Origin of the sequence: Lentzea flava (genome assembly GCF_014648475.1) — a bacterium.
Lineage (GTDB): Bacteria > Actinomycetota > Actinomycetes > Mycobacteriales > Pseudonocardiaceae > Lentzea > Lentzea flava.
Genome location: NZ_BMRE01000004.1, coordinates 81,274 through 107,913 on the forward strand (window position 1 = coordinate 81,274; position 26,640 = coordinate 107,913).

Annotated in this window: 28 protein-coding genes; 18 read left to right on the plus strand and 10 right to left on the minus strand. The window is 68.8% G+C overall.

The features are described 5' to 3' along the window. Window positions 1-16: 16 nt before the first annotated feature. Both IEZ09_RS08565 and IEZ09_RS08570 read right to left on the minus strand, forming a co-directional pair. Entirely contained in the window at window positions 17-1,153 is a 1,137-nt protein-coding gene (locus IEZ09_RS08565; protein ID WP_229812357.1) for a hypothetical protein, read from the minus strand. 88 nt (window positions 1,154-1,241) lie between these two features. Next, window positions 1,242-2,039, minus strand: a complete 798-nt coding sequence (locus IEZ09_RS08570; RefSeq protein ID WP_189253071.1) for a FadR/GntR family transcriptional regulator — start codon at window positions 2,037-2,039, stop codon at window positions 1,242-1,244. Between the two features lie 158 nt (window positions 2,040-2,197). Between IEZ09_RS08570 and IEZ09_RS08575 the strand changes: the two genes are divergently transcribed. The 4 genes from IEZ09_RS08575 (at window position 2,198) to IEZ09_RS08590 (ending at window position 5,541) form a co-directional block, all read left to right on the plus strand. Further along, entirely contained in the window at window positions 2,198-2,350 is a 153-nt protein-coding gene (locus IEZ09_RS08575) for a hypothetical protein (RefSeq protein ID WP_189253072.1), read from the plus strand. Between the two features lie 155 nt (window positions 2,351-2,505). Continuing rightward, a complete protein-coding gene (locus IEZ09_RS08580; protein WP_189253073.1) occupies window positions 2,506-3,723 on the plus strand; it encodes an aKG-HExxH-type peptide beta-hydroxylase in 1,218 nt (405 codons plus the stop codon). A 745-nt stretch (window positions 3,724-4,468) separates the two neighbouring features. Then, on the plus strand, window positions 4,469-4,657 hold the full coding sequence (locus tag IEZ09_RS08585; protein ID WP_189253074.1) for a hypothetical protein: 189 nt from the start codon (window positions 4,469-4,471) through the stop codon (window positions 4,655-4,657). Between the two features lie 194 nt (window positions 4,658-4,851). Next, window positions 4,852-5,541, plus strand: a complete 690-nt coding sequence (locus IEZ09_RS08590) for an LPXTG cell wall anchor domain-containing protein (protein WP_189253075.1) — start codon at window positions 4,852-4,854, stop codon at window positions 5,539-5,541. On the opposite strand, the gene IEZ09_RS08595 is transcribed toward IEZ09_RS08590, so the two are convergent. Together IEZ09_RS08595 and IEZ09_RS08600 are read right to left on the minus strand one after the other, a co-directional pair. Further along, window positions 5,538-6,332, minus strand: coding sequence for an aminoglycoside phosphotransferase family protein (locus IEZ09_RS08595; protein WP_189253076.1), 795 nt, complete (start codon window positions 6,330-6,332; stop codon window positions 5,538-5,540). The two genes, IEZ09_RS08590 and IEZ09_RS08595, sit on opposite strands and share 4 nt — an antisense overlap. A 16-nt stretch (window positions 6,333-6,348) precedes the next feature. Next, window positions 6,349-6,855, minus strand: a complete 507-nt coding sequence (locus IEZ09_RS08600) for a DUF305 domain-containing protein (RefSeq protein WP_229812392.1) — start codon at window positions 6,853-6,855, stop codon at window positions 6,349-6,351. A 142-nt stretch (window positions 6,856-6,997) separates the two neighbouring features. Here IEZ09_RS08600 and ctaD point away from each other — a divergent pair, with 142 nt between their 5' ends. The 5 genes from ctaD to IEZ09_RS08625 all read left to right on the plus strand — a co-directional run bounded on the left by ctaD (window position 6,998) and on the right by IEZ09_RS08625 (window position 12,768). Continuing rightward, window positions 6,998-8,785 (plus strand): aa3-type cytochrome oxidase subunit I, encoded by a 1,788-nt coding sequence (gene ctaD / locus IEZ09_RS08605; protein ID WP_189253078.1) that lies wholly within the window; start codon window positions 6,998-7,000, stop codon window positions 8,783-8,785. Window positions 8,786-8,866: 81 nt separating this feature from the next. After that, window positions 8,867-10,081 (plus strand): phosphoserine phosphatase SerB, encoded by a 1,215-nt coding sequence (serB, locus tag IEZ09_RS08610; RefSeq protein ID WP_189253079.1) that lies wholly within the window; start codon window positions 8,867-8,869, stop codon window positions 10,079-10,081. Next, window positions 10,081-10,758 carry a peptidyl-tRNA hydrolase gene (locus IEZ09_RS08615; protein WP_189253236.1) on the plus strand — a complete coding sequence of 226 codons (678 nt, stop codon included), beginning with the start codon at window positions 10,081-10,083 and terminating at the stop codon, window positions 10,756-10,758. The genes serB and IEZ09_RS08615 overlap by 1 nt, the downstream gene beginning before the upstream one ends. A gap of 30 nt (window positions 10,759-10,788) precedes the next feature. Then, window positions 10,789-12,168: a phospholipase D-like domain-containing protein gene (locus IEZ09_RS08620; protein WP_189253080.1), complete on the plus strand. Its 1,380-nt coding sequence runs from the start codon at window positions 10,789-10,791 to the stop codon at window positions 12,166-12,168. Between the two features lie 90 nt (window positions 12,169-12,258). Beyond that, entirely contained in the window at window positions 12,259-12,768 is a 510-nt protein-coding gene (locus tag IEZ09_RS08625; protein WP_229812358.1) for a DUF8817 family protein, read from the plus strand. Window positions 12,769-12,968: 200 nt separating this feature from the next. On the opposite strand, the gene IEZ09_RS08630 is transcribed toward IEZ09_RS08625, so the two are convergent. Further along, a complete protein-coding gene (locus tag IEZ09_RS08630) occupies window positions 12,969-13,844 on the minus strand; it encodes a helix-turn-helix domain-containing protein (RefSeq protein ID WP_189253237.1) in 876 nt (291 codons plus the stop codon). Between the two features lie 108 nt (window positions 13,845-13,952). On the opposite strand from IEZ09_RS08630, the gene IEZ09_RS08635 reads away from it, so the two are divergent. The 5 genes from IEZ09_RS08635 to IEZ09_RS08660 all read left to right on the plus strand — a co-directional run bounded on the left by IEZ09_RS08635 (window position 13,953) and on the right by IEZ09_RS08660 (window position 16,690). Next, window positions 13,953-14,711 carry a nuclear transport factor 2 family protein gene (locus IEZ09_RS08635; protein WP_189253081.1) on the plus strand — a complete coding sequence of 253 codons (759 nt, stop codon included), beginning with the start codon at window positions 13,953-13,955 and terminating at the stop codon, window positions 14,709-14,711. Between the two features lie 9 nt (window positions 14,712-14,720). Further along, entirely contained in the window at window positions 14,721-15,047 is a 327-nt protein-coding gene (locus tag IEZ09_RS08640) for a phenolic acid decarboxylase (protein WP_189253082.1), read from the plus strand. Window positions 15,048-15,443: 396 nt separating this feature from the next. Beyond that, on the plus strand, window positions 15,444-15,749 hold the full coding sequence (locus IEZ09_RS08650; protein ID WP_189253083.1) for a PadR family transcriptional regulator: 306 nt from the start codon (window positions 15,444-15,446) through the stop codon (window positions 15,747-15,749). Continuing rightward, window positions 15,746-16,045 (plus strand): hypothetical protein, encoded by a 300-nt coding sequence (locus IEZ09_RS08655; protein ID WP_189253084.1) that lies wholly within the window; start codon window positions 15,746-15,748, stop codon window positions 16,043-16,045. Before IEZ09_RS08650 ends, IEZ09_RS08655 begins: the two co-directional genes overlap by 4 nt. A 48-nt stretch (window positions 16,046-16,093) precedes the next feature. Then, window positions 16,094-16,690 carry a DUF8817 family protein gene (locus IEZ09_RS08660; protein ID WP_189253085.1) on the plus strand — a complete coding sequence of 199 codons (597 nt, stop codon included), beginning with the start codon at window positions 16,094-16,096 and terminating at the stop codon, window positions 16,688-16,690. On the opposite strand, the gene IEZ09_RS08665 is transcribed toward IEZ09_RS08660, so the two are convergent. Then, on the minus strand, window positions 16,659-18,662 hold the full coding sequence (locus tag IEZ09_RS08665; protein ID WP_502255030.1) for an ATP-dependent DNA helicase: 2,004 nt from the start codon (window positions 18,660-18,662) through the stop codon (window positions 16,659-16,661). The two genes, IEZ09_RS08660 and IEZ09_RS08665, sit on opposite strands and share 32 nt — an antisense overlap. Before the next feature lie 52 nt (window positions 18,663-18,714). Further along, a complete protein-coding gene (locus IEZ09_RS08670) occupies window positions 18,715-19,494 on the minus strand; it encodes a TIGR04222 domain-containing membrane protein (RefSeq protein ID WP_189253086.1) in 780 nt (259 codons plus the stop codon). Window positions 19,495-19,645: 151 nt separating this feature from the next. On the opposite strand from IEZ09_RS08670, the gene IEZ09_RS08675 reads away from it, so the two are divergent. Further along, window positions 19,646-21,535: a PA domain-containing protein gene (locus tag IEZ09_RS08675; RefSeq protein WP_189253087.1), complete on the plus strand. Its 1,890-nt coding sequence runs from the start codon at window positions 19,646-19,648 to the stop codon at window positions 21,533-21,535. 1 nt (window position 21,536) lies between these two features. On the opposite strand, the gene IEZ09_RS08680 is transcribed toward IEZ09_RS08675, so the two are convergent. The 3 genes from IEZ09_RS08680 to xrtP all read right to left on the minus strand — a co-directional run bounded on the left by IEZ09_RS08680 (window position 21,537) and on the right by xrtP (window position 24,079). Beyond that, window positions 21,537-22,112, minus strand: a complete 576-nt coding sequence (locus tag IEZ09_RS08680; RefSeq protein ID WP_229812359.1) for a biotin transporter BioY — start codon at window positions 22,110-22,112, stop codon at window positions 21,537-21,539. Window positions 22,113-22,199: 87 nt separating this feature from the next. Continuing rightward, window positions 22,200-23,564 (minus strand): XrtP-associated glycosyltransferase, encoded by a 1,365-nt coding sequence (locus IEZ09_RS08685; RefSeq protein ID WP_502255031.1) that lies wholly within the window; start codon window positions 23,562-23,564, stop codon window positions 22,200-22,202. Then, window positions 23,561-24,079 (minus strand): exosortase P, encoded by a 519-nt coding sequence (gene xrtP, locus IEZ09_RS08690; RefSeq protein WP_370467665.1) that lies wholly within the window; start codon window positions 24,077-24,079, stop codon window positions 23,561-23,563. Before xrtP ends, IEZ09_RS08685 begins: the two co-directional genes overlap by 4 nt. A gap of 294 nt (window positions 24,080-24,373) precedes the next feature. On the opposite strand from xrtP, the gene IEZ09_RS08695 reads away from it, so the two are divergent. From IEZ09_RS08695 to wecB, 3 genes are all read left to right on the plus strand, one after another. Continuing rightward, window positions 24,374-25,138 (plus strand): choice-of-anchor protein CoaP, encoded by a 765-nt coding sequence (locus IEZ09_RS08695; RefSeq protein WP_189253089.1) that lies wholly within the window; start codon window positions 24,374-24,376, stop codon window positions 25,136-25,138. 14 nt (window positions 25,139-25,152) lie between these two features. Further along, complete coding sequence (locus tag IEZ09_RS08700) at window positions 25,153-25,344, plus strand: LAXTG motif-containing small protein (RefSeq protein WP_189253090.1); 192 nt, start codon at window positions 25,153-25,155, stop codon at window positions 25,342-25,344. A 65-nt stretch (window positions 25,345-25,409) separates the two neighbouring features. Next, a complete protein-coding gene (gene wecB, locus IEZ09_RS08705) occupies window positions 25,410-26,582 on the plus strand; it encodes a non-hydrolyzing UDP-N-acetylglucosamine 2-epimerase (RefSeq protein ID WP_189253091.1) in 1,173 nt (390 codons plus the stop codon). Window positions 26,583-26,640: the final 58 nt, after the last annotated feature.

The window sequence follows — 26,640 nt, forward strand, 5'->3', positions numbered from 1 at the left end:
GTGTGCGGTCACAGCGCTAGCCGAGGGCTTCCCGCCACAGCAACGCCACCCCGTGCCCCGGCAGCAGCCACGACCGCACGTCCAGGTCGCCGAGCTCCCCGGCCTCCAGCCACTGCGCGGAGGTCGTCGCCGACCGGAACGTGAAGGGCATGACCCGGAACTCGTGCCTGGGGGAGTGGTCGACCGCCAGCCCGGTGGCGTCGAAGGTGATCTTGTCCACAAAGGACGGATAGGGCGACTGCCAGTAGCAGAAGCCGTCGTTGGTGCGCTGCAGGGTGCGCGACCAGACGGTGAGGCCGCAGATCGCGCGGACCACGTGGTCGTCGGCGATGCCGCTGAGGTCGCACTCGAAGATCCGCAGGTCGCTCATGTGGTCGAGCGGGCTGAGCTTGCGCATGGGGCCCATGGACTCGCGGAAGAACGTCAGGTAGTTGGCCCACTGGTCGAACCGCACCTCGACCGGCGGGATCTGGCTCGGTTCGGCTGAGCGGCGCTGGCCCTCGTGGTCGATGTAGTCGATGGCGATCTGGGTGGAGTGGCGCAGGTCGTCGACCGAGTCGAGGAACAGCGACGGGTCCGGGATGAAGTAGGACTCGAAGAGCGGGTAGCGGCACGCGGCCGGGATGGTGTCGCGCAGCAGGGCGTTCGAGGTGGCGAAGATGACGAAGCGGTCGACGGGGACGATGTTGCGGAACTGGTACCGCTGCGTCGTCATGAAGTGGTAGGTCTTCGTGTCGATGCCCTGCAGTTCGAGCTTCACCGTGGTGCTGGTGCTGATCGTCAGGTCGTCGCCGCGCGGGCGCATGCCGTCGCCGCCGAGAACACCTGCCACCACGTCGTCGTTCGCGGCGTTCGGGCCGTAGACCGACGACAGGAAAGTGCGCAGCACCTCGGACGGCAGCAGGTGTTCGACGATGCCGGGCCCTGAGATCCGGCCTATCTCCGCGACGAGGCGCTTGTGCAGGAACAACTCGTAGGCGCCGAGCAGGAAACCCGCCAACGCCGGCAACGGCCACAGCACCACCAGGGCGTCGTGCAACACGCTTCGCGACGTGGGTTGCCACAGCAGCACTGCGGTCAGATCAGCGGCCGCGACGACCAGAAGAACGATCGCGACGGCCAGCGCCTGTTTGTGCCTGCGCGCCCCCGCCACCTGGTCGCCGCCCCCTCACTCCACCGACTGTCCATACATGGTGGGAGTGATGTCGGATCAGCGCCAGACCCTTTCGGTGCATGCCGTATCAGCGGGTCTTGTTCCAGATCGGGTTGTCTGACACCCCCACGTAGGTGCTGAGGGTGGCTCTCTCCTTGGACTCGTCGGTGGCGAGGTCGTTGTACAGACCCAGAAGATGCGTGGTCATGGCGCTTTTCGCGCCGACCTCGTCGTGCCTGCGCAGGAACCAGATGACCTGCTCGTGCTCGTTCGCGGAACGGTTGTGCACCTCGCGGGACGGGTGCGCGTGCCGCTTGCAGTCCTGCAGACCGGGGACGAGCGCCTGGTACATGTTCTCCAGCAGCTCGTTGTGCGACGCGCGAACCAGCGCCGAGTGGAACTCCTCGTCCGACTCGATCACTTCCTGCGTGTCCTCGACCGGCGCGCGCTGGTAGCGACGGTTCAGCTTCGCCAGTTCGTCCAGCTCTCCGTCGCCCGCGCGGACCGCGGCCAGGCTCGCGGCCGTGGTCTCCAGCGCGATCCGCACTTCCAGCAGGTCGGTCTGGGAGAACTGGCGCGCGGCGAGCCTGCCCTCGAGGTGCTCCTCGACGGCGGCCAGGTCGGTGCGGCGCACGTACCAGCCGAGACCACGGCGGACCTCGACGATGCCCTGCAGCTGCAGTCGCTGCAGAGCTGTACGCAACGACGACCTCGCGACATCCAGTTTGCGGGCCAGTTCCGGCTCGGTGGGGAGGCGATCACCGGCTTTGAGGGTGCCGCCGATGATCTGCTCACGGAGCTTCTGCTCGATCAGCTCCGGCAGTGGGCGTCGCGAATCGGGCGAGAGCGACCAGCTCTCGCCGAGATGTGCGTCGTCGGCGGGCATTGGTTCAGTTTAGGCGTGTTGCCGGTCAGTTGCAACTTGTCTGGCAACCTGGCGACCGTTGACAGACAACCTACAACGCGGGATTCTTTTCTCATGGCGAGACGCCTGGGACCGCCCACACCCAGGAGCCCGTACTCGCCTAGTCGGGAGGGAACGAGATGTCCGCAGGGAGCGCACTCGGAATCGCCGCCGCCGTAGCAGTCGCTGTCACCGCGATCGGCTGGCGCACAGTGCTCACGATGATCGCCGTCTCGGTCGTCGCGCTGGCCGTTGTCGGCTTCGTGAACGTCACCAGCATCGTGTTCGGCTGATGAGCAGACCCACCAACCCGGTGCCCGGCCCGCGTCCCGTCCGACGCAGGCCGGGCACCGGTCTTTCTGGGGGTGTTCCCTCAGCCCGGTGTGACGTGGAGCGCTATGGTTCCGCGACTCCACCGCGTCGGGTTACGTGAACACGGGGTCTTTCGATGTTGGCTTCAAGTACGCACGCTTTGCACGCACGTCTCGCACCGGCGCAGGCGTTGGTCGACGAGCGGCGCACGCTCTACCGGCTCGCGGTCGACCTGTTCGCCCCCGGCACCGGGTTGTCCGACAACCTCGCCGACCACCCGATCGTCCGTTACGAGGTCGGCAGGGCGCTGGCAGGACACGGTGGTCTGGATCCCTCCCGGTTGCACGAGGTCGCCGCGCTGCGAGTGCGCGACGCCGGCATCGCGGTAGCTGCCGATCCACGCGCCGCCGAGGTGCTCGAGGCACCGTTGCGGATCGTGGCCCCGCCCGGCGCCGCGCCCCGGCCGCTCACGGAGGCCGACGGGGAGCGGTTCGAGGCCGCCTTCGCCATCGTGGCCGACGGCGTCCGCCTGCTCAGGCGACTGGCGCCCGCGATGGCCGACGACCTGCTGGCCCACGTCTCGATGCTGGCCGTGCTCAAGGCGGAGACGTCCGGCGGCGTCGTGTCGGCGTCCTCGCGGTACGTCCCCGGCATCGTGCTGATCGACGAGCCGTCCGCCCCGATCGAGGTGGCGGAGGCGCTCGTTCATGAAGGCGCCCACGAGAAGTTCTTCGACCTGGCGATCACGCGCGAGTTCCTCGACGTGCGGGCCGAGGACGTCGAGGAGTTCGAGAACTCCTGGTCGCACGCTCGATGGCCGCTGGAGCAGACCTTCGCGGCCTGGCACGCCTACAGCTGCCTGGCCCAGTTCGCCGAGTCGTGCGGCGAGGAGGATCTCGGCCGCGACTCCCTGCTGCCCAAGGCGCGGGAACGGGCCGACGAGATCGGCGCCTGGCTGATCGCCCACGAGGTCGAGCTGCGGCCCGACGCCCGGTGGTTGTTGCACGCCTTCACGGGTGACCCTCTGGGTGAGACGGCGTCTCCAGCGGACCAGGCGGATGCGGACGTTCGCGAAGACGGCCACTTCCACGTGCTGCCGGACGTCCGGTACAAGCGAGCTGACACAGGGCGTGTGGTGGTGGGCAGGGCGACCCAGCCGCCCCAGCTCTTCTGGCTCGACGAGGACGCGGGCTGGGTGATGGCCCAGTGCGGGCCGAGCGGGACAGCGGAGTTCCGCGACCTCCTGGCGAGGGCGACCGAGGAATGGCAGGCCGATTCCGCGGTGGTGGCCCGTCGGCTGAAGAGCGCGCTCGGCTCGCTCGTGCGCGCGTCTCTGGTCGAGTGGACGCCGTGAGCATCGGAACACAGCGAAGAGGCGACTGATGATCAGCCCGGAGCAGCTTGCCCGTCAGCCTCGGCTCCTACCGGTGCCGCCGCCTCTTCCCGCGAGTGCGGGAGGGCCGGTGCGGAGGCAGGGGCGTAGGGCGGTCGTTCCGGTGGAGTGGTTTCGGCGGATGCCGAACGGTGGTACCGCTTACCGGCGGCTCGACTGATGGTCGTGGGCCACTCGGTCCTGACTCGTGAAATTGCGCAGAAGTTTTCGCCCTTGTCACCTCTTGAGCCGATATTTCCGATCCATAAGCGCGATACGCGGGAGTATTTCCAGGACATGCGTACTGCACATAGGATGGCCACGGGAACGCCTGTCCGCCGCACGACGCATCCGTGCTGGTCCTGGGCGGTTTCCCTGCCGTCGTCGGACCGGTGGGTCCGTTCTGTCCACATATGGTCACGGAGCGATATACCTGCAGGTGAAGCCCCCTTGCGGTCCGATGTAGACTGCCGCATCCCGGATCGCCGGGATGCGTGTTGACTCATCAGTTGCACGGCAGTTCGTCGGGCTCGATATCTTGCGCTTGACGCACACTCAGGCCATGCACTGGTGCAGTGCGCCACGATTAATGATCACTATCGTTCGAGCACGCACCTTCAGGCATCCGGGAATGGCAGGTCGTCGGCGCCGTGTTGTGGGGAGTCGAGACCGAGAATGCTCCGGTCGCCCGTGCGTTCCCTCGAGCTCCCCACGTCGAGAAGGAACCATGACCACCCCGAACCAGCCCATTCGCCGGCCGCAGTCCCCGTTCGACGCCGGCGTTGTTGTTCCGCACCTCCCCACCGGTGTGGGTCCGGTGATCGGCCAGCCGGTCACCTCTGTCGACTGGTTCCGGCGCATGCCGAACGGTGGCACCGTGTTCCTGCGACCTGCCGAGGTCGAGCAGAACGACTGAGTCGCGTTCGCATGTGTCGTCTGAAGGGGCCGGTTCGCCGGCCCCTTCGGCGTTCGGTCGTTCGGGTACGCGACTTCACAGCCGTATAACAACTAGGCCACAGGGCGTACCTGGAGGGCTCGGATCACCCGTTAGGGGGGACGTCGATGGTCTTAGATCTCGGCATCCCGCCGAACCCCCAACGGAGTATCACGATGCGCCTCACGCCCCTGAGAAGAGCCGGCCTGCTCGCTTCCGCCGCGGTTGCCGCTGTCGCGTCGCTCGCCCTGGTGAGCACCGCCGCCGCACAGGACGAGCCGACGACGAACGACGAGCGTGCGACTCCGTTCACCAAGAACATCGACTACAACCACCCCGACGCCTGCAAGGTCGGCGGACTGACCGGGGAGCGGATCCACCCGAGCGAGTTCACCTACACCGGCGGGGACAATCAGCAGTACCTCAACATCACCGGGGTGCCCTCCGACAAGACGGTCACCGGCGTGGTCGTCAAGGGTGGCCCGAACTTCAACGTCTACCTCGCCAAGGACCTCGGCGACCTGCCGTGGAACGAGCTGCGCTCGCCGTTCAACGGTGGTGACCAGCTCCCGAAGATCAGCCACTGGTACGGCTGCGGCATCAAGAAGGAAACGACCACCACCACGACCACCACCACGACGACGACCACCACGACGGCCGGGACGACGACGACCAGCGCCGCCGAGACGACGACCACGTCGTCCTCGCAGGTCGCGGCGACGACGACCACCACGGCCGCGGCCGCGGCGGTGAGCGAGGACCTCGCCTCGACCGGTTTCGGGTCCGCCTGGCTGGTCGGTCTCGGTGCCGCCCTGCTGGCCGCCGGTGCCGCCGTGCTGCTGGTGCTGCGCAGGCGCCGCGCCTAACTCCGTTCCATCAGCACGCCCCAGAGCGTGCTGAAGTTGACGCGGGTTTCGACGTGGAACTCCACGTCCTCAGGAGCCGCCCCGCCGCCGTAGATCTCCACGGCGCGCTGGGCGGCTTCTGCGCCTTTGGCGCCGGCCAGGCAGGCCAGGTCCCACGCCACGGGGCCGCGCCAGGTGTCCTCGAAGTCGTTCCACACCGGGCCGGACGGGGTCATCAGGACGTTGCCGAAGTGCGAGTCGCCGTGCAGCGGCTGGACGTCGCGGTAGTGCGCGTTCCAGCGGGTCAGCAGCTCTGTGTGGCGCTCGCGGAACGGTTCCAGGCCGGGCAAGCCGCGGCCCTCCAGGTACGCGAGGGTGTTCTCGACGTCGTCCAGCGGGCCCCGCTCGGGCAGCGGGCCCTCGTACCGCCGCAGTTCTGCGTGCAGGTCGGGCAGCAGCTTGAGCACGTCCGGGCGGCTCAGTTCCACGTTCGGGTCGTGCGGGACGTACGTGCTGAACGTGAACACGAAGCCGTCACGCACGTGAGGGCCCGCCGGCAGTTCGGCCGAAGGCGCCACGACGGGGACGCCCCGCGAGGCCAGGAACGCCGACACGGACAGGTCGCGGGCCAGGTGGCCGGCCACCGACGGGCGGACAAGGGCCGTGCGCTTGGCGATGCGGGCGACGACCGGGGCCGGGCGCAGGTGCACGAGGACGTTGCTGCCGTCCTTCAGCACGACGGGGTCGGTGGCGACCACGCCGTGGGTGGCCGCCAGCGACACGGCGGCCCGCACAGCTGCTGAGGTGCTCATGCGCTCCAGGCTGGCATCAGCCCTGCGGCAGGAGCGACTCCATTTCCGAGATCTCCTTCTCCTGAAGGGTGATCACGTCCTGGGCCAGCTTTCGCGTCTCCGGGTCGGTGCCCGCGGCCAGGTGCTTGCGCGCCATCTCCACGGCACCGCGGTGGTGCTGGATCATCAGCGAGAGCCACTGCCGGTCGAACTCGGTGCCGTCGAGCTCGGCGAGGTTGCCCAGATCGACCATGCCGTGCGTGTCGGAGTGGCCGTGTGACGAATGGCTCTCCGCCTTGACGGGAGCGCCCCAGTCCTTCAACCAGCCGTTCATGCGGTCGATCTCCGGCTTCTGGGCCTTCGAGATGCGCGCCGCCAGGTCGATCACGTGCGCGTTCTCGGTGCGGGACGCGACCAGTTCGGTCATCTCCAGCGCCTGCTCGTGGTGCGGGACCATGCCCTGCGCGAACGCGACGTCCGCGGAGTTGTGCGTGGCAGGGGAACCACAGGCGGACAGCAACAGGACAGAAGCGACAGCGAGCATTCGGAGCACGGCGGCAGGATACGTGTGACCTGCGCTACGCCGCTGGCCACCGGCCATGGCCCACCCGAATGGAGCTGATCGGCTCCGTCTAATATCCGGTGAGTTTCCCGAACGACTGGTCCCACCAAGGCCTGGAGGCACCGTGACGGCCGTAGCCCCGCAGCCGATCGCAACGCGTCCTTATCCGACGCGCACTGCGGTCAAGGGGTCCTTCCTGCTGCGGATGTTCCGCACCACGGACCACAAGCAAATCGGCATCATGTACCTGGTCACCTCGTTCGCCTTCTTCATGGTCGGCGGCGCGATGGCCATGCTGATGCGGACCGAGCTGGCCCGTCCCGGCATGCAGTTCCTGAGCCAGGAGCAGTTCAACCAGCTGTTCACGATGCACGGCACCGTGATGCTGCTGCTGTACGCGACCCCGATCGTCTTCGGGTTCGCGAACTTCGTGCTCCCGCTGCAGATCGGCTCGCCCGACGTGGCGTTCCCGCGGCTCAACGCGTTCTCGTACTGGCTGTACCTCTTCGGCGGCCTGATCGTGATGGCGGGCTTCATCACCCCCGGTGGTGCGGCCGACTTCGGCTGGTTCGCCTACACGCCGCTGAGCAACGCCATCCACTCGCCGGGTGTCGGCGCCGACCTGTGGATCTCCGGCCTGGTGGTCGGTGGTCTCGGCACCATCCTCGGCGCGGTGAACATGATCACCACCGTGGTCTGCCTGCGCGCGCCCGGCATGACGATGTTCCGGATGCCGATCTTCACCTGGAACATCCTGGTGACGTCGGTGCTGGTGCTGCTCGCGTTCCCGATCCTCACCGCGGCGCTGCTCGGCCTGCTCGCCGACCGCCATCTCGGTGCCCACGTGTTCGACCCCGCCAACGGCGGTGTGATCCTGTGGCAGCACCTCTTCTGGTTCTTCGGCCACCCCGAGGTCTACATCGTCGCGCTGCCGTTCTTCGGCATCGTGTCGGAGATCTTCCCGGTGTTCAGCCGCAAGCCGATCTTCGGCTACAACGGCCTGGTCTACGCGACGCTCGGCATCGCGGCCCTGTCCGTCGCCGTGTGGGCGCACCACATGTACGCGACCGGCGCCGTGCTGCTGCCGTTCTTCGCCTTCATGACGTTCCTCATCGCGGTCCCGACCGGTGTGAAGTTCTTCAACTGGATCGGCACGATGTGGAAGGGCCAGCTGACGTTCGAGACGCCGATGCTGTTCTCGATCGGCTTCATCGTCACGTTCCTCTTCGGTGGCCTCTCCGGCATCCTGCTGGCCGCGCCCGCGATCGACTTCCACGTGTCGGACACGTACTTCGTCGTCGCGCACTTCCACTACGTGCTCTACGGCACGATCGTGTTCGCGACCTTCGCCGGCATCTACTTCTGGTTCCCGAAGATCACCGGCCGGTTCCTCGACGAGCCGCTCGGCAAGCTGCACTTCTGGACGACGTTCATCGGCTTCCACGCGACCTTCCTCGTCCAGCACTGGCTGGGCAACGAGGGCATGCCGCGCCGGTACGCCGACTACCTCGCGTCCGACGGCTTCACGACGCTGAACATGATCTCGACGATCGGTGCCTACATCCTGGGCGCGTCGACGCTGCCGTTCATCTGGAACATCTTCCGCAGCTACCGCTTCGGTGAGGTCGTCACGGCGGACGACCCGTGGGGCTACGGCAACTCGCTCGAGTGGGCCACCTCGTCCCCGCCGCCGCGGCACAACTTCACCGAGCTGCCCCGGATCCGTTCGGAGCGCCCGGCGTTCGAGCTGCACTACCCGCACATGGTCGAGCGCATCCGCAACGAGGGTCACGTGACCTTCACCGGCAAGGCGATCGCGCACAAGGACGCGCCGCCCGCGCTGTCCGAGATGGCGGGAGCCGCGATCCAGTCCGGTACGGCCTCCGAGAAGTCGGAGTCGGACCACAAGTAACCTGCACTTCAAGGTTCAACGACGAGCCCCGGCTGCTTCCACGCGGTCGGGGCTCTTCGCGTCTTACGAGGAGACGACGACGTGAAAACGCCCGTGCTGATCACCGTGACCGGCCCCGACAAGCCCGGCGTCTCCTCCGTGCTCTTCGCCGTGCTGACCAGGCACGGCGTCGAGGTGCTCGACGTGGAGCAGGTCGTCATCAGGGGCCGGTTGGTGCTCGGCGCCCTGGTCTCGACCGACCACGACCCGGAGGGCCTGCAGGAGTCCGTCGAGCAGGCAATGGCCACGGTCTCGATGCACGTGGAGATCGAGATCGGCGCCGACTCGAAGCGCACCGCGCGCCTGGAGTCGTCCCACGTGCTGATCGTGCTGGGCCGCCCGGTGACCGCGAAGGCGTTCACCGAGGTCGCGCGGCGGCTGGCGTCGCTCGGCGTCAACATCGACGCGATCCGCGGCGTCGCCGACTACCCCGTCACGGGCCTTGAGCTGCGCGTTTCCGTCGCCGACGACACGCTGGAGAACGACGCGGAGCTGCGGTCGGCGCTCGCGGACGTGTCGGTGCGGGTCGGCCTGGACATCGCGGTCGAGCGGGCGGGCCTGACGCGGCGGGCGAAGCGCCTGGTCGTGTTCGACGTCGACTCCACGCTCATCCAGGGCGAGGTGATCGAGATGCTGGCCGCGCACGTCGGTTGCGAGGAGCAGGTGCGCGAGATCACCGACGCGGCGATGCGCGGCGAGCTCGACTTCGCCGAGTCGCTGCGGCGCCGGGTCGCGTTGCTGGAGGGCCTGGACGAGAAGGTGCTGGACGAGGTCGCGGCGTCGCTGGAGCTCACGCCGGGCGCCCGCACGACGATCCGGACGCTCAAGCGCCTCGGCTTCTACTGCGGTGTCGTGTCCGGCGGCTTCACGTCGGTGATCACGGGCCTCGCCGACGAGCTCCAGCTCGACTTCTGCGCGGCGAACACGCTGGAGGTCGTGGACGGCAAGCTGACCGGGCGCGTGGTCGGCGAGATCGTCGACCGGCCGGGCAAGGCGGTGGCACTGCGCCGCTTCGCCGACGAGGTCGGTGTGTCGCTGGCGCAGTGCGTGGCGGTCGGTGACGGCGCGAACGACATCGACATGCTCAGCGCGGCGGGCCTCGGCATCGCGTTCAACGCCAAGCCGGCGTTGCGCGAGGTGGCCGACGCCGCGTTGTCGCACCCGTTCCTCGACGCGGTGCTGTTCATCCTCGGCGTGACGAGGGCCGAGGTGGAGGCCGCGGACGCGGCCGACGGCCTGGAGCTGACCCGGCCGTGATGATCCTCGACCTGATCGCCTCCCGGAACTACGCCGAGGAGTCGGAAGTCCGCGCGATGCCGATGGTGCTGCGCATCGAACGGGTCGATCCGCCTTCCCGGACGGCGTTGCTCGAAGCCGCGGCCGCGTCGGCGGTCGCGGTGTGCCTCGACCCGCGTGCCGACGTCGGCGGCGAGTGGCACGAGGCCGTGCGCGCGTGGGTGGCCGGGCGGATCCGCAAGGTGTCGCGGCGGGCCCGTGGCGCGCAGTGGGACGCCGTGCAGGAGCTGCCGGGCGTGACGATCACCGTGGACGGCGCCTCGGTCCGCTCGTTGCTGCCCGTGCTGGTGTCCGAGACGCCGCGTGAGGTCGCGAAGCTGCAGATCTCCGGCTCCGACCTGCCCGTGGACGAGCCGGGGCCGGTGCCGGAGGGTGCGCGGCTGCTGTACGTGAACCCGCGCGTCGAGATGTCCGCGGGCAAGCTCGCGGCTCAGGTGGGGCACGCGTCGATGTTGCTGGCGCCGCGGCTGTCCGAGGCCGAGCTGAAGGCGTGGGCGACGCTCGACTACCGGTGTGCCGTGCGGACACCGTCCGTGGCGGAGTGGGACTCGTTGGTGCACAGCGGTGATGTCGTCGCGGTGCGGGACGCGGGCTTCACGGAGGTCGAGCCGGGCACGACGACCGTGCTCGCTGTTTGAGATCGGTCCAATCGGGTAAATCCGCCTCTCGTGGGCTTACTCGACGTGCTCGACGCGCGGCTCGGTGACGGGCTGGAGAACGTGCTGTGCTCCCACCACGCCAGGAGACTCCGGCGGCTGGGCTGGGGCGAGGTGCTGGACGGTGACGGCGCGGGGTGGTTCACCCCGCGCCGAACTGTGCAGCACGGCAACAAGTTCGAGGTTCTGGTCGACGGCGCCACGGCGTTTCCCGTTGTGGCAGAGGCGATCGAGAACGCGCAGAAGTACGTCCACATCGCGAACTGGCACGCCTCGCCGGACTTCCAGCTGACCCGCGAACCGGGAGCGCCGCAGCTGCGCGAGCTGCTTTCGGCTGCCGCGGAACGGGTTCCGGTGCGCGTGCTGCTCTGGGCGGGCCCGCCCATCCCGTTCTTCGAGCCGACACGCAAACGGGCAGCGGCGGCCAAGAAGGCGTTCCTGGAGTGCGGCGCCGTCCGCTGCGAGCTCGACGCCCGCGAACGAACCCTGCACTGCCACCACGAGAAGATCGTGATCGTCGACGACGTGGCGTTCGTCGGCGGCCTCGACATGACGGCGGTCGAGGGCGACCGCCACGACTCGCCGGAGCACCCGCCGCGCGACCTCGGCTGGCACGACCACATCGCCCGGATCGAGGGCCCGGCGGTGGCCGAGGTGGCCGCCCACTTCGCCGCGCGGTGGCTGGAGATCGCGGGGGAGACCCTGCCCGCGCCCGAGGTGCCGCCGGAAGCCGGGTCGTCGTCCGTGCAGCTGGTGCGGACGATCCCGGAGCGCACCTACGGCTTCGCGCCGCACGGCGACTTCAGCCTGCTCGACTCGTACCTGCGGGCGTTGCGGGCGGCCAGGTCGCTGATCTACCTGGAAAACCAGTTCCTGTGGTCGCCCGAGATCACCGAGGTGCTGATCGACAAGCTGCGCAACCCGCCGACACGTGAGTTCCGGATGGTGCTGCTGCTGCCGCAGAAACCCAGCAACGGCGCCGACACCACGCGCGGGCAGCTCGGCCGGTTGATCGACGCCGACTCCGGCGGACGCCTGGTCGCCGCGACCCTGGTCGCCCACGGCGACGCACCGGTCTACATCCACGCCAAGCTGTCCATTGTGGACGACCGATGGCTCTCGGTCGGCTCGGCGAACCTCAACGAGCACTCGTTGTTCAACGACACCGAGGTCAACGTCGTGACCGACGACCCGGAGGTGGCGCGGTCGACCCGCCTGCGGCTGTGGGCCGAGCACCTGGACGCGGACGTGACGGGTCCGATCGACGACGTCGTGGACAAGATCTGGCGGCCCGCGCTGAAGGGGCCATCGCGGGTGATGGAGCTGCCCGGGGTGTCGCGGCGGGCGGGAAGGCTGCAAGGACCGTTACGCGGATTGCTGGTCGACGGCTGATCTCCAGGTCTAGTTTGGCGACGTGGCCAACGAGGTGACGATCCCCTGCTGCCGTGCGCCTCCATCGACGAGGTCGCCGAGTTCTACGTGATGCTCGGGTTCACCGTCACGTACCGGCAGTACCGCCCGAACGCGTACGTGTCGGTGCGGCGCGAGGACATCAACCTCCACTTCTTCGGCATCCCCGGCTACGAACCCGAACGCTCGTACAGCTCGTGCCTGATCCAGGTCGACGACCCTCGTGAGCTGTACGAGGTGTTCGCGTCCGGCATGCGGACGGTCTACGGGAAGGTGCTGGTGGCGGGCATCCCGCGGATGACACGGCCGCGGCGGGACGGCTTCCTGGTGGTCGATCCCGGCGGCAACTGGATCCGGGTCGTGCCCGCGGTGCGGGAGCGGGAGCCGGCGCGCAACGGGCTGACGCGGGCGTTGCGGAACGCGGTCACGCTGGCCGGGTCGCACGGGGCGGAGCGGCAGGCGTTGAAGATCCTCGAAGGGGCGTTGGCACGGGAGGTGCACGCTTCGGAGGAGGAGCGGGCGTCGGCGTTGGAGTTCCGCGACGAACTGCTGGAACGGCTCGGCCTGCACGGCTTGCGCTGAACAGAGGGTTTCGCGGCTCTTCGCAGACGAGGGTGTAGTCGGGGTGGGCAGGTCGGTCTCGGGATGAGGGTCGAGGTAACGGCAGTCGTCACGACGAGGTGGGGCGGCTCAAGGGCCTCGGCGCGACCGAGCTTGGCCCTGGCGGCCCGGCGCAGATCCGGACGCCGCCCCGTACCCAGATCGCCGGGACCTGACCGCGGTCACCGCTGTCGAACTTTGGTGCGGAATGCGATCGGTGTCTGCCGAGTCCGCTGGTGGAAGTACTTGGAGAAGTTGGTGGCGTCGTTGAAGCCGAGGTCGTTGGCGATCTTCGCGGCGGTGTGGTCGGAGTGGGCGAGCAGGCGTTTGGCTTCGAGGATGATGCGGCGGTCGATGAACTCCTTGGCCCCCATACCGGTCGCGGCGAACGCCGCCCTGGCGAGGGTGCGCGGGGAGTAGCCGAGCTGGGCGGCGTAGTCCTCGACGCGGCGGGTACGGGCGAAATCGCGCTCGACCGCGTGCCGGAACCGCCGGAACGTCTCGTTCGCCTCCCCTGCCGGTGACCGGGTGGTCCCGGTGTGGGACAAGCGGATGGCCAGGACTGCGAGCAGGTGCCGCATCGCCGACAGATGGACCGGCAACGGCAGCGTGCCCAGTGCCCGGAACTCGTGCTCGAGGTGGGTGCGGGCCATCCTCAGGGACTCCCCGCCGTTCTCCGGCGTGTACAGGGTCGGGGCTCCCGGTTCGTTGATACGGGCGGTCTCGGCCGTGTCGGGGTCGAGGAAGTCGTCCTCGAAGAGGATCAATGATCCTTCGACGTCGGTCAGGTCACCCCAGCGCCCGACCTCCCCGGGACGGACCCACAGCCATGAGCCCGGTTCGGCCGTGTAGTCCACGAAGTCGACCATGAACCCCAATCGTCCCTTCGCGGGAGTGATGAGCTGGTGGAAGTGGAGCCGCTGCAAGCGCGCGAGCATCGCCAGGTTCCGGCTCCGCAACTCGCCCAAGGTCAGCACCTGCACCCCGGATGGGGAGCCGATGGGAGCCTGGAACTCGACCTCCAGGATCGCCGCCGCGGATTGTCGGTTTTTCACCATCACGAGACCTGAGCGTACCGGGCAAAGTACGAGGTCCTGGCCTAGCTTCGAGGTGTCAGGGCACCAGCGCCGCCAAACGTGTGGCGGGTAACGACAAGAGAGGACGTCATGACAAGCGCGAAGGACACGGTTCTGGCAGCCGCGAAGGAACTGTTCGCCGACAAGGACCCGGCTGCGGTGGACCGCTGGGTGGCATCGGACTACAAGCAGCACTCCTCGCTCGCGCCCGACGGACCCGAGGGCCTGCGCGGCCTGGTCGCGAACCTGCCTGAGGGTTTCCGATACGAGGGCGCGCGAGTCATCGCCGACGGCGACCTGGTCGCACTCCACGGCACCTACTACGGCTTCGGCCCCGACCCGCTGGTCGCGTTCGACCTGTTCCGCGTCGAGAACGGCAAGCTCGCCGAGCACTGGGACGCGCTCACCCCGGTCGTCGAGGACACCGCCTCAGGCCGCTCCCAGACCGACGGTCCGACCGAGATCGGCGACCCGTCCCGGACCGAGGCGACCCGCGCGCTGGTGACCCGGTTCGCCGAGAAGGTGCTCCAGGGCGCCGACTACTCGGTGCTGACCGACTACATCTCGATCGAGCAGTACGACCAGCACAACCCCGAGGCAGCCGACGGCCTCGACGGCTTCGGCGCAGCCGCAGCGACCTGGGCCGAGCAGGGCAAGAACCTGGTCTACAAGACCATCCACCGGGTGATCGCCGAGGGCGACTACGCCCTGGTCCAGTCCGAGGGCGAGTTCGGCCAGCCGGTCGCCTACTGGGACCTGTTCCGCGTCTCGGGCGGCAAGATCGTCGAGCACTGGGACGTCGTGGCCCCGATCCCGGCCGAACTGCCGCACGGCAACGGCCTCTTCTGAGGAGCCGGCATGAGCGAGTTCGCTTTCGCGGGCAAGACCATCGAATTCACCGTCGACAACGGTGTGGTCTTCCACAACACCTACACCGCCGACGGCAAAGGCCTGCACTACCAGGCCGTCGCCGGGCCGACCAAGGGCGCCGCGGAGGATGTCCGGCTCCAGGCTGCCGAGGTCGCACCGGGCGTCTACCTGGTGGGTTGGACCGAGGCTTCGGGCATGACGGTCACGCACGCGATGAACTTCAACGAGGGCATCATCCACGCCTTCTGGACCTACGAAACCGACACCGGCCGGATCGGCGAACTCCACCACGGCACGTTCCGTCAACTGACCTGACCCGCTCCCGTCAACACAACCGATCCGGCCCCACGAAACCACGGGCCTGGACCGCCTTCCGTGGTCCGGGGTCTTGAAGCTGCGTGGCGTGGGAGGTGTCCTGACGCCAGACGTGCCCGCAGCCGGCGCAGCGGTAGCGGCGGATCGTGACCAGCAGCGCCGTGGGCCGCCAGCCGAACGGCTCGTGCGCGAGCCGCGACCCGGACGACCCTGAGGAGGCGTCGGACCGCTGGTGTCGCCGGTGCGGCTGCGAGGGGCTTCCGGGTGGGCGGTGTGAGAGCTCCCATCCTCGGAAGAGCTCGACCCTCATCCCGGGACCGGCACGCCCACCCCAGCTACACCCTCATCTGCGAAGAGCCGGTTTCGCCGCTTAATCTACATAGGTAGTATTGTGGTGTGGAGCCACTGCAACGCATCGGCAAGGCCACCGTCGACGTGCTCCAGGTGCTGCTCGGCACCGACGAGCCGCGCTGGGGCCTGGAGATCATCAAGCTGACAGGGCGGCCGTCGGGCAGCGTCTACCCGTTGCTGGACAGGCTGGAGCGGGCCGGCTGGGTCACGTCGTCGTGGGACGACGACGTGGAACGGCGTGGGCCGCGGCGGCGGATGTACCGGCTCACGGCCGACGGCGCCGTTGAGGCTCGGAAGGTCGTCGCGCGGGCCGCTCCTGCGCCCCGGTTGGTGCCCAGGACCGCGCAGTGAAGGCCGCGCTGTGGGTCGTGCGGTTCGCGGCGGCCGTGGTGGGCGATGAGCGTTATCGCGAGCACTGGGAAGCGGATGTTGTTGGGGCGCGCGAACTCGGCATGTCGCCGTTGAAGGTTGCGTTCGGGGCGTTGCGCGCTGTCGTTGTCATGCCGTCGAAAGGGGTTGCTGTGGCTGGAATCGGGCCGTTGGGCATCGCGTTGAAGCACGCGCAGACGCCGCGTGGGCGGGTGCTTGCGATCGCCGTCGTGTCGGCGTTGTTGTTGCTCGGCGGAGTGGCGATGCTGTTCGCTTGAGCAAATTGCTCGGTGTCGTTTCGGCGGGGCCGGGCTTAGCTTCGGGCGGTGGCGAACGAACTGACAATTCCGCTCCTGCCCTGTCCCGACATCGACGAAATCGCGTCGTTCTACGAGATGCTCGGCTTCGAGGTCACCTATCGGCAGACGAAGCCGAACCCGTACGTCGCGTTGCAGCGCGAGGACATTCGGCTGCACTTCTTCGGGATGGACGGCTTCGATCCCGAGCAGTCGTACGGCACGTGCCTGGTCATCGTGCAGGACACCGGGCCGTTGTACGAGGCCTTCGCGAGCGGCATGCGGGAGAGGCACGGGAAAGTGCTCATCTCCGGCATTCCGCGGATGACCCGGCCGAGGCTGCGCAACGACAGGTACACCGGGTTCAGCGTCATCGACCCCGGTGGCAACTGGATCCGGATCAACAAGGCCGCCCCGGAACCCGAAGCGACGTCCAAGCTCGCCAAGGCCGTGGAGAACGCCGCCCGCCAGGCTGACGCGCGCGGTGACGAGCGCCAGGCGTTGAAGATCCTGGAAGGGGCGCTGGGAAAGGCGACCGGCGACGAGCCGGAGTTCCTGGAAGCCCAGCAGTTCCGCGACGAGCTGGTGGAGCGGATCAGCGGGTCTGGGCCGCGTCCAGGCGCTTGAGCGCGGCGCGCACCACCTCCGGGTCGTAGGTCGTCCAGAACGGGGGGAGTGAGGCGCGCAGGAAGCCGCCGTAGCGGGCCGTGGCCAGTCTCGGGTCCAGGATGGCCACCACGCCCTTGTCCGACATCGACCGCAGCAACCGGCCGGCGCCCTGGGCGAGCAGCAGGGCCGCGTGGGTCGCCGCGACCGTCAGGAAGCCGTTGCCCCCGCGCGAGTTGACGGCTTTCTGACGGGCGGAGGCCAGCGGGTCGTCCGGGCGGGGGAACGGGATCCTGTCCATGATCACGAGTTGCAGCGACGGGCCGGGCACGTCGACGCCCTGCCACAGCGACAGCGTGCCGAACAGGCACGTGCGCTCGTCCTCGGCGAACTTCTTCACCAGCAGGCCCGTCGCGTCGTCGCCCTGGCAGAGGATCGGGTGATCGAGCTTGTCGCGCAACGCGTCCGTGGCCGCCTTGGCCGCGCGCGTCGACGAGAACAGGCCGAGCGCCCTGCCGCCCGCCGCGTTGACCAGGCCCTCGATCTCGTCGAGGTACTCCGGCGGCAGGCCGTCGCGGCCCGGCTGCGGCAGATGCCTTGCCACGTAGAGGATTCCGCTCGACGAGTGCTGGAACGGCGAGCCCACGTCGAGACCGGTCCACTTCGGACCGTCGATGTCCTTGTCCGTCGCCGCGCCCTCGATCTTGCGCACCTGCTCCGACGGCGGCAGGCCCCACTGGCGCGCCATCGTGTCGAACGCGCCGCCCAGCGTGAGCGTCGCGGACGTCAACACGGTGGTGCGCTTGGCGAAGAGCCGCTCGCGCAGCAGCCCGCCCACGCCGAGCGGCGCGACCCGCAGCACGGGCGCCTTCTGGTTGAAGTCGCCCGACACCCACACGACGTCGTGCTCCTCGTCGAACGCCTCGAGGATCCGCACCGCGCAGTCGTGCACCTCTTCGAGCAACGACAACGCGAGCTTGCGCGCCGTCGCGCCCTCCACGTCCTCCTTGCGCTCCGGGCCCATCGCCGACACGCAGTTGTGCGCCGCGTCGCGCGTGGCCGCCAGCGCACCGGCCAGCGCGCGCGGCAACGCGTCGAGCCGGCCGGACGGCATGTCCTCGAGGATCATCGCCAGCCCGTCGCTCGCCTCGGCCAGCCGGTCCGCGATGTCCTGGTCGATCAGCCGGCCGCACCGGCGCGCGGCCATCGCCACGGACGCGCCGCTCAGCTCCTCCGTCGCGACCGACGTGACGCGGTCGACCAGGTCGTGCGCCTCGTCGATCACCACCACGTCGTGGTCCGGCAGGACCTGATAGCCCTCCAACGCGTCGATGGCGAGCATCGCGTGGTTCGTGACCACCACGTCCGCCTTGCCCGCCTGGGCCCGCGCCCGTTCGGCGAAGCAGTCGGAGCCGATCGGGCACTTCGACACACCGAGGCACTCGCGCGCGGTGACGCTGACCTGCCGCCACGCCTGCTCGCTGACACCGGGCACCAGCTCGTCGCGATCACCGGTCTCGGTGTCCGACGACCACTCGTGCAGCCGCTTCACCTCGCGCCCGAGCCGCGACACGGCGAACGGGTCGAACAGCCCGGCCTCCTCCGGCTCGTCCGGAGCGCCGTTGTGCACGCGGTGCATGCACAGGTAGTTCCTGCGGCCCTTGAGGATCGCGAACGTGGGCTCGCGGCCGAGATCCTTCTTGAGCGCCTTCGCGAGGCGCGGCAGATCCCGGTCGACCAGCTGCCGCTGCAGGGCGATCGTGGCCGTGGAGACCACCACCGTCTCCTCCTCGGCCACGGCGTGCCTGATCGACGGCACCAGGTACGCCAACGACTTGCCCGTGCCCGTGCCCGCCTGCACCGCGAGGTGCTCGCCCGTGCGGATCGCGCGGTCGACGGCCTCGGCCATCTCCACCTGGCCGGGGCGCTCAGCGCCACCGACGGCGCTCACGGCGGTTTCCAGCAGGCTCAGGGTGGGGGGAACTTCAGGCACGAGACAGACCGTACCCGGCAGGTCCGACAGTCCCCGTCAGGCGTCGCGGACTTCAGTCGCCGCCGCCACCACACCCGCCGCCGCAGCCTCCGCCGTCACCACCACCACAGGAGCTCGACGAGCAACCGCCTCCGCAGCTGCCGCTCGACGACGTGTCACGCGCGGGCAGCAACTCCACCATCGCGGGCGTCAGCCCGATCAGCCCGGCGACCGCGACCGCGCCGATCTTGCCGCGCAGCCCGAGGACCGCGACCGCGCGCAACGGGTCCTGCGGGGAGACGCGCCGCCCTGCCTGCTTGACCAGCCGGTAGCCGTCCCTGGTCCGCAACCTGCCGGGATCCCGCGCACTCAGCACCGAGGCCCAAGCGATCAGCAGCGCTCCCGCCGTGAAGATGACCCAGCGCGGCACCTCGGCGTACCGCGGCACGGCCTCGGACAGGAACTCGACGAGCTCCGGGAAGACGAGGTCCGCGAGCCCCACCAGGATCAGACCGATTCCCAGCAGGATCAGCCACGGGTGCAGCCGGGGCCGGTAGGAACGCCGGTGCCGCAGCAGGCCGCGGCCGGCCAGGTGGGACCGCAGACCCTCGGCCTCGGCCGACGCCGCGGCCTCCCGCAGGACGTCGTGCAGATACCTGCCCACCAGCGTGCTGTTCAGGATCCGCGCCTCCAAGGGCGTGACCCGGCCGGGGTTGCGGTGGACGGCGGTCACCACGCCCTCGCGGGAGATCCGGACCAGCCCGGCCTGCAGCAGCCTGGCCAGTGCGACCTCGGCGGCACGGGCGGGACCGCCCACGAGGCAGCCCAGCTCTTCCGGGGTATGCGGTGTCACGCGGATTTCTCGGCTGCGGACCTCACGTCGTTACGTCACCCGTCCGTACGCACGTCACCGGGTACTGGACCGAAACAGTTGCGCAAAAGCTTGTTTTCGGACATCGAGCGACGGAGAGTGACGCCGCTCACAACGCATTAGGAGGAATTCTGTGTCCTCTCCCCGCCGCAGACCGGTACTCCTCGCAGCGCTCTCCGCGCTGATCCTCATCACTCCCGCCGCCGTGGCCCACGAGGCCGGCGGCTCCACCTCCACCGACGGTGGAATCGACCACGCAGAGGCCACCCACGGCCACGACCAGCACGGAGGTGAACACGGGCACCTGCCCGCGAGCAACGCGAACGTCAGGGTCGTCGGCAAGGCCGCGATCAACCAGGACACCGAGGGCCGCGTGGCCGACGTCGGCGTCCACAACGGTTACGCCTACCTCGCCGCGTTCCGCGACCCCACCTGCCAGAAGGGCGGCGTGTACGTCTTCGACATCAAGGACCCCACGCAGCCCAAGCAGATCAACTTCATCCGCACCGGCCAGGACAGCTACGTCGGTGAGGGCTCGCAGGTCATCCACATCGACACGCCGAAGTTCACCGGCGACGTCCTCGCGTTCAACAACGAGATCTGCGGTGACCACATCAACACCAGCACGGTCGGTGGCGCCACCCTCGTCGACGTCACGAACCCCAAGGTGCACAAGTACCTCGCGCAGGGTTTCGGCGACTTCGACCCCGTGAGCCGCAACGCCGCAGGGCTTGCGCACGAGGTGCACAGCATCTTCATCTGGGATGCGGGTGACAAGGCGTACGCGGTTCTCGTGGACGACGAGGAGAACGCGGACGTCGACATCTTCGACATCACCGACCCGCGCACGCCGGTGAAGATCGCGGAGTACGACCTGGCCGCGATGTTCCCGCAGATCCTGCAGTCGGTACCGGCGAACCTGACCGAGGTCTTCTTCCACGACATGATCGTGAAGCAGATCAACGGCAGGCAGGTCATGCTGCTGTCCTACTGGGACGCCGGGTACGTCAAGCTCGACGTCACGAACCCGGTGAGCCCGGTCTACCTCGGTGACACGGACTTCACGAACCCGGACCCCGAACTGCTGGAGTCCACCGGGATCTCCGCCGCTCCCGAGGGCAACGGCCACCAGGCCGAGTTCACCAACGACAACAAGTACGTCATCGGTGCGGACGAGGACTTCGGCCCGTACGTGCTGCAGGCCTCGACCGACGACGGTACGAGCTTCGCCGCCAACCAGGGTGACCTCACGCCCCAGCTGCCCGCCGGCCAGACCTTGTCCGGTACTGCCGTCTACGTCGGCCGCGCCTGCAACGGTGACACCGCGGTTCCGGCCGCGCCCGCGGTCGGGACGAACCAGCTCGCGATCGTCACGCGCGGTTCGTGCACGTTCACCGAGAAGCTCGCCAACGTCGCCGCCGCCGGTGGCTACGAGGCCGCCGTCGTGGTCAACCGCGAGGGCGAGTGCGGCGCGTTCGGCATGACGCTCCAGGGCACGTTGCCCGCGTTCTCCGTCGACCGGCGCACGGGCTTCAGCTTCTTCGACAAGGAGGGCGAGTACGACGAGGCCCAGTGCCTCGCCGGTGGCGACACGCTGCAGGGCAGCCTGATCCCCGGTCTCACCGTCGGCGCCACGGGTGACGTGCTGACGTTCAGCTCGTCCTTCGACGGCTGGGGCTACGTGCACCTGTTCCGCAACGAGAGCGGCAAGATGACCGAGCTCGACACCTACGCGATCCCGGAGGCCCACGACCCGGCGATGGCGTCCGGGCACGGCGACCTGTCGGTGCACGAGGTCGCGACCTCACCGACGCGCAACGACCTCGCGTACTTCTCGTACTACGCGGGCGGTTTCCGGGTCACCAAGATCAAGAACAACAAGCTGGTCGAGGTCGGCCACTTCATCGACGAGGGCGGGAACAACTTCTGGGGCGTCCAGGTGTTCTCGCACAACGGGAAGGAGTACGTCGCGGCCAGCGACCGCGACTACGGCCTGTACATCTTCGAGTACACCGGGCCGTGACCTACCTGACGCGCTTGACGAGAGCCCAGGCGGTGGGCAGCACGCCCGCCGCCAGGGCGATCTTCACGGCGTCCCCGACCAGGAACGGCAGCACACCCACGCTGACCGCCTTGCCGAGGCCCATGCCGGTGGCGGCCATCAGCCACGGCACGCCGACGCTGTAGATCACCAGATTGCCCAGCACCATGGTGCCGACCGTGCGCAACGGCGTGCGGTCGCCACCGTGCTTGGCCAGCGCGCCGACGAGAGCGCCCGCGAACACGAAGCCCACGACGTAGCCGAGCGACACCGGGGCACCCGACGAACCGCCCTGGAACCACGGCACGCCCGCGACGCCCGCGATCAGGTAGAGGAGCATCGAGGTCGCGCCGCGCTGCCAGCCGAGGGCGGCGCCGACGAGGAGAGCCGCGAAGGTCTGGCCGGTCAACGGCACCGGGCTGCCGGGAATCGGCAGCGCCACCTGGGCGGCGAGGCCGGTGAACGCGGCGCCGGCCAGCACCAGGGTCAGGTCGCGGACGAGGGCGCCCGGCACGAAGTCGGCGAGCACGGTGCGACGGGGCGCGAGTGCGAGAGTCACGGTCCCTCCCTGGTGTGTCGGCGAGTGAACTGAGGTTAACCAGGGCGACTCGAGAACGTCTTTGTCCGCTGTCCACAAAGTGACAGGTCACACATCAACCGCGACGAGACCTCGCTCGGTGTTGCGGCGGGTCTTGGTCCAGCCGTTGTGTCCGCGCACCAACCGGATCAGCGCGCGCCACGACGTGATGTAGAAGGTGTAGATGTACAGCGCGTAGCCGAACCCGTACGCAATGGACTTCCAGAAGCCCACGGGCTCGCATCGCGCGCGGTACACCGGTCCCCACAAGACGAACGGCAACAGTCCGAACGCGCCGTACACGGTGAAGAGGACCCACGCGCCGTCGAAGAACCACGCCACGACTTCGCTGGGCGACACCACGAACCGGTACGCCATGAGGGCCATCGGGATCGGGTAGATCAGGGTGCCGAGCAACTGCATCCACGGTTGCGCGAGGTAGTACATCATCTCGGCGGCGCCCAGCGTCGTGAGGTGCTCGGAGTCCCAGATGCGGCGCAGGTACCGCATGCACTGCATGGTTCCCTGGCCCCAGCGCGTGCGTTGCGCGAGGAAGCGCCGCAACGAGTACAGCGCCTCCTGGTTCACGTGCGTGTCCAGGGAGAACCCGGTGTGCCAGCCCGCGGTCAGCAGGTGCACGCCGAGCTCGAAGTCCTCCAGCAACGACCCGCGCCACGGGCTGCCGGTCGGCCCGGCGATCGAGTCCAAAGCGGACAGCCGGGTGAACTGGCCGTTGCCGCCCATGGAGATCGTGCCGGTGGCGCCGCGGGACATCTGGATCGCCGCGATGGCGGTGCGGAACTCCAGGTCCTGCATCCGCACGAGCCCGGCACCGAACGTCCTGCGCCACCACGACACGCCCGGCTGCCGTTGACCCGCGTTGATCATCCGCACGTCCACCTGCACGGCACCGATCCGCGGATTGCCGAAAAGATGCTGTGCCGCACAGACCTCCAGGCAGTTCGGTGCCGGGCGGCCGTCCGCGTCGACCACGACGACGATCGCGCGGTCGGTGTCCGCGCGCCGGCCCATCCAGAGCTTCAACGTGCGGTAGGCGTCGTTCAACGCGTTTCCCTTGCCGGTGCGGGCATACGGGCGTTGACGCTGCACGAGGTGGATGTGTGTGTCCCGGATGCCGCCGTTGCGCTTCAACGTCCGCACGACTCCGGCGGTGCGGTCGTCGGAGTCGTCGTCGATGACCCACACGTGCGCGATGGGGAACGTCTCCCGCAGATACCTGATCGTGTCGCCGATGACGGCCTCCTCGTCGCGGCACGGCACGAAGAAGTGCCACTCCAACGACTCCGGCACGCCGACGGGTGCGGGTTTGCGCCGCAGGTACGGCACCACGATCACGAACACGTACGTCACGAAGGCGACGCTCATCGTCAGAGCGAGCGCCTGCGTGAACCCGAGGACGAGGTCGAGGCTCACTTGCGGGTGGCCAGCCAGACGAACGCGACCAGCGCCGCCGCGCCACCGAAGACGCTCACCATCGAGCCCAGCAGCGTGTGGCCCCAGTGGTAGCCGGTGTCGACGCCCAGCCAGTTCACCAGGCCCACCAGGGTGAGCACGCGGAACTGGTTGACGATGACGACCGCCAGCGCGGCGACACCCAGCGCGACCAGCACGCGGTGCTGGATGCGCGGGCGCAGCGCGATCATCACGGCGCCCACGACGATCAGCGGCAGCACCAGGAACGCCGAGGTGCACTCCGGCGTCATCCGCAGGCCCAGCGGGGTGTCCGAGCCCAGTCCGAAGTAGACGGTCTGACGGTCGGGGACCACGTCCACGCCGTGGGAGCTGATGACGCTGAGAATCGCGCCGGACAGCGAGATCTCCGCCGTGCGGTACAGGCGGTGTGCGAACACGAGTCCCGCGGCAGCGGCGAACAGGACGACCACCGTCACCCGGCTCGGGAATGCGGTGCGGCGCACGGCAAGCGTCACCCTTGGATCCTTTCCACCGATTGAGGGAGCGCCCAGACGGGCTACCTGACGTTCCATCGGTCGACGCAACGTCAGCCCTCACCCCCGGATCGGGTGACGCCGTAACCGGAAATTGATCAAAAAATCCACGATGAGTGGCTCTCGTTGGGCGAGTTGGGTGGTCGTGTCGCCCGATACGGGGAGTAACCCTCAGTTCCCTCGAAAGAAAGCCGATGCCGGTAATTGCCCCCGGAAAGCGTGAACCAAATTGGTTCGACCGCGCCCTGGGGCCGGAGGAATAACGGAAGGAGTTTCATGCGTGTCCGAATGACGGGACTGGCCGGAGTGGTTGCGATCGCAGCGCTCTTGGCCGGTGCCGCGCCTGCTTCGGCCGCTCCGGGGGACGCCTCGGCCTACGGTGCGAAGCTCAACGTGACGCTGCTCGGCAACCCCGCGGTCAACGCGGAACCGTTCGCCGCCGCCAACGCGAACGGGCCGACGCAGAACACGTTCGCCGGCGTCGACCTCACCGGGATCCTGAAGACCGGTGTCATCAACGCCTCCGCGTCGCGGGACGACAAGTCCGGTGGCGTGTACTCGCGGGCGAGCACCGCGGACGTCCGGGTCGACCTGCTCGCCAAGGTCACCGGCAAGATCTCCGCCGAGCTGGTCGAGGCGGAGTGCCAGGCGACCCAGAAGGGTCTGGCCGGCAAGTCCAAGCTCGCGGGCGTGAACCTCGGCAAGCTCGGCCAGGTCAACGCCCACCCCGCAGCGAACACGGTTCTCGACGTGCAGCTGGCCGGGATCAAGATCGCCGAAGTGATCTTCAACGAGCAGATCAAGAACGACGACGGCAGCCTGACGGTCAACGCGATCCACATCAAGCTGCTGCAGGGCAAGCTCGGCAGCATCGGCACCGGCGACGTGATCATTTCGTCCGCCACCTGCGGCCCCGCCGGCCTGCCCATCCCGATGGCGTCGGGTGCGGGCCTGTGGATCGGCCTCGGCCTGCTCGGTGTCGCCGCCGCTCCGGTCGCCTTCGTGGCGCTGCGCCGCCGCGCGTCGCTCAACGCGGCCTGACCTGGGAGCGGCGGATGTACAAGGTCCCCGGTACCGGCATCGGTGTCGGCACGGGCGTCGGAGCCCTCGCGGTCACCGGCGCGGACGTGACGTGGTGGATCGTCGCGGGTTTCGTGCTCTTGCTCGCTGGTGCGTTCCTCGTGCACAGCACTCGTAAGAAGCGCCGTGCGGTCCCCGTCAAGGCCAGACCGAACCGAGCTGGCTGAAAGGGTCCGCCTGGGGTTGCCCCCGCTCCCAGGCGGACCACCCGGTCTCCCGAGAGAGGACTACGGTGAGCAAAGAAGTTCTGCTGGTGGCGGGAACGCGGCCAGAAGCGGTCAAGATCGCCCCCGTCGCGATCGCGTTGAGGGGGCACCCCGGCCTCCGTCCCACGATCGTCCACAGCGGACAGCACTCCGGCATGGTCGAGCAGGCGCTCAGCGCGTTCGACCTGGTGCCCGACGTGCGGCTGGACGTGCCCAGGGTCAACGGAACCCAGGCCGAGCTGGTCTCCCGGTTGTTACCCGAGTTCGACGCCGTGCTCGCCGACCGCGACCCCGCGGTCACGCTCGTGCAGGGCGACACGACGACGACGCTGGCCGCGGCGCTCGCCTCCTTCTGGCGCGGAATCCCCGTCGCGCACCTCGAAGCCGGTCTGCGCACCGGCGACCTCTACGGCCCGTTCCCCGAGGAGGGGAACCGGCAGATGATCTCCCGCATCACCTCGCTGCACCTCGCGCCGACCGACGACGCCGCCAACGCGCTGAACGCGGAATCCCTGCCGGACAGCCACATCGTCGTCACCGGCAACACCGTCGTGGACGCCGTGCAGCGCGTCGCGGCTGCGGACCTCCCCGCGTCCAGCCCCGATCTCGTCGCCCTGGAGCGCACCCTGGACGCCACGGGTGGCCGGCTCATGCTCGTCACCGTGCACCGCCGCGAGTCGTGGGGCCGCCCGCTGATGCGCGTGCTGAACGCCGTGCGCTCCATCGCCGACCGTCACCCCGACGTGCACGTGCTGATCCCCGCGCACCCGAACCCCGGTGTGCGCGAGCAGGTCGTGTCGTTGCTGGGCGGCCACGAGCGCGTCGTCATCACCGACCCGCTGGACTACCCGGACCTGGTGCGGGTGCTGCGCCGCGCGGCCCTCGTGCTGACCGATTCCGGTGGCATCCAGGAGGAAGCGCCCACGTTCGGCGTGCCGGTGCTGGTGCTGCGCGAGACCACCGAACGCATGCTCGCCGTCGACGCCGGGTGCGCCTGGCTCGTCGGCACGGACACCACCCGCATCCTCGCCGAAGCGGGATGGGTGCTCGGCTCCCGGCTGCGGCTTCCCCTGGGGCGCAACCCGTTCGGCGACGGGCGTGCCGCCGTGCGGGTGTGCGCCGCGCTGGAGAGGTTGGCGGGCCTGCCGACTGCTCTGCCGCGCCGGGAGCCGTTCGCCACGTTGGTGGGCGTGCGGTGAATTCTCGTTGCTGACAGTTCGCCTATCACTCAGTCGTGTACTTGCGAATTCACGAACG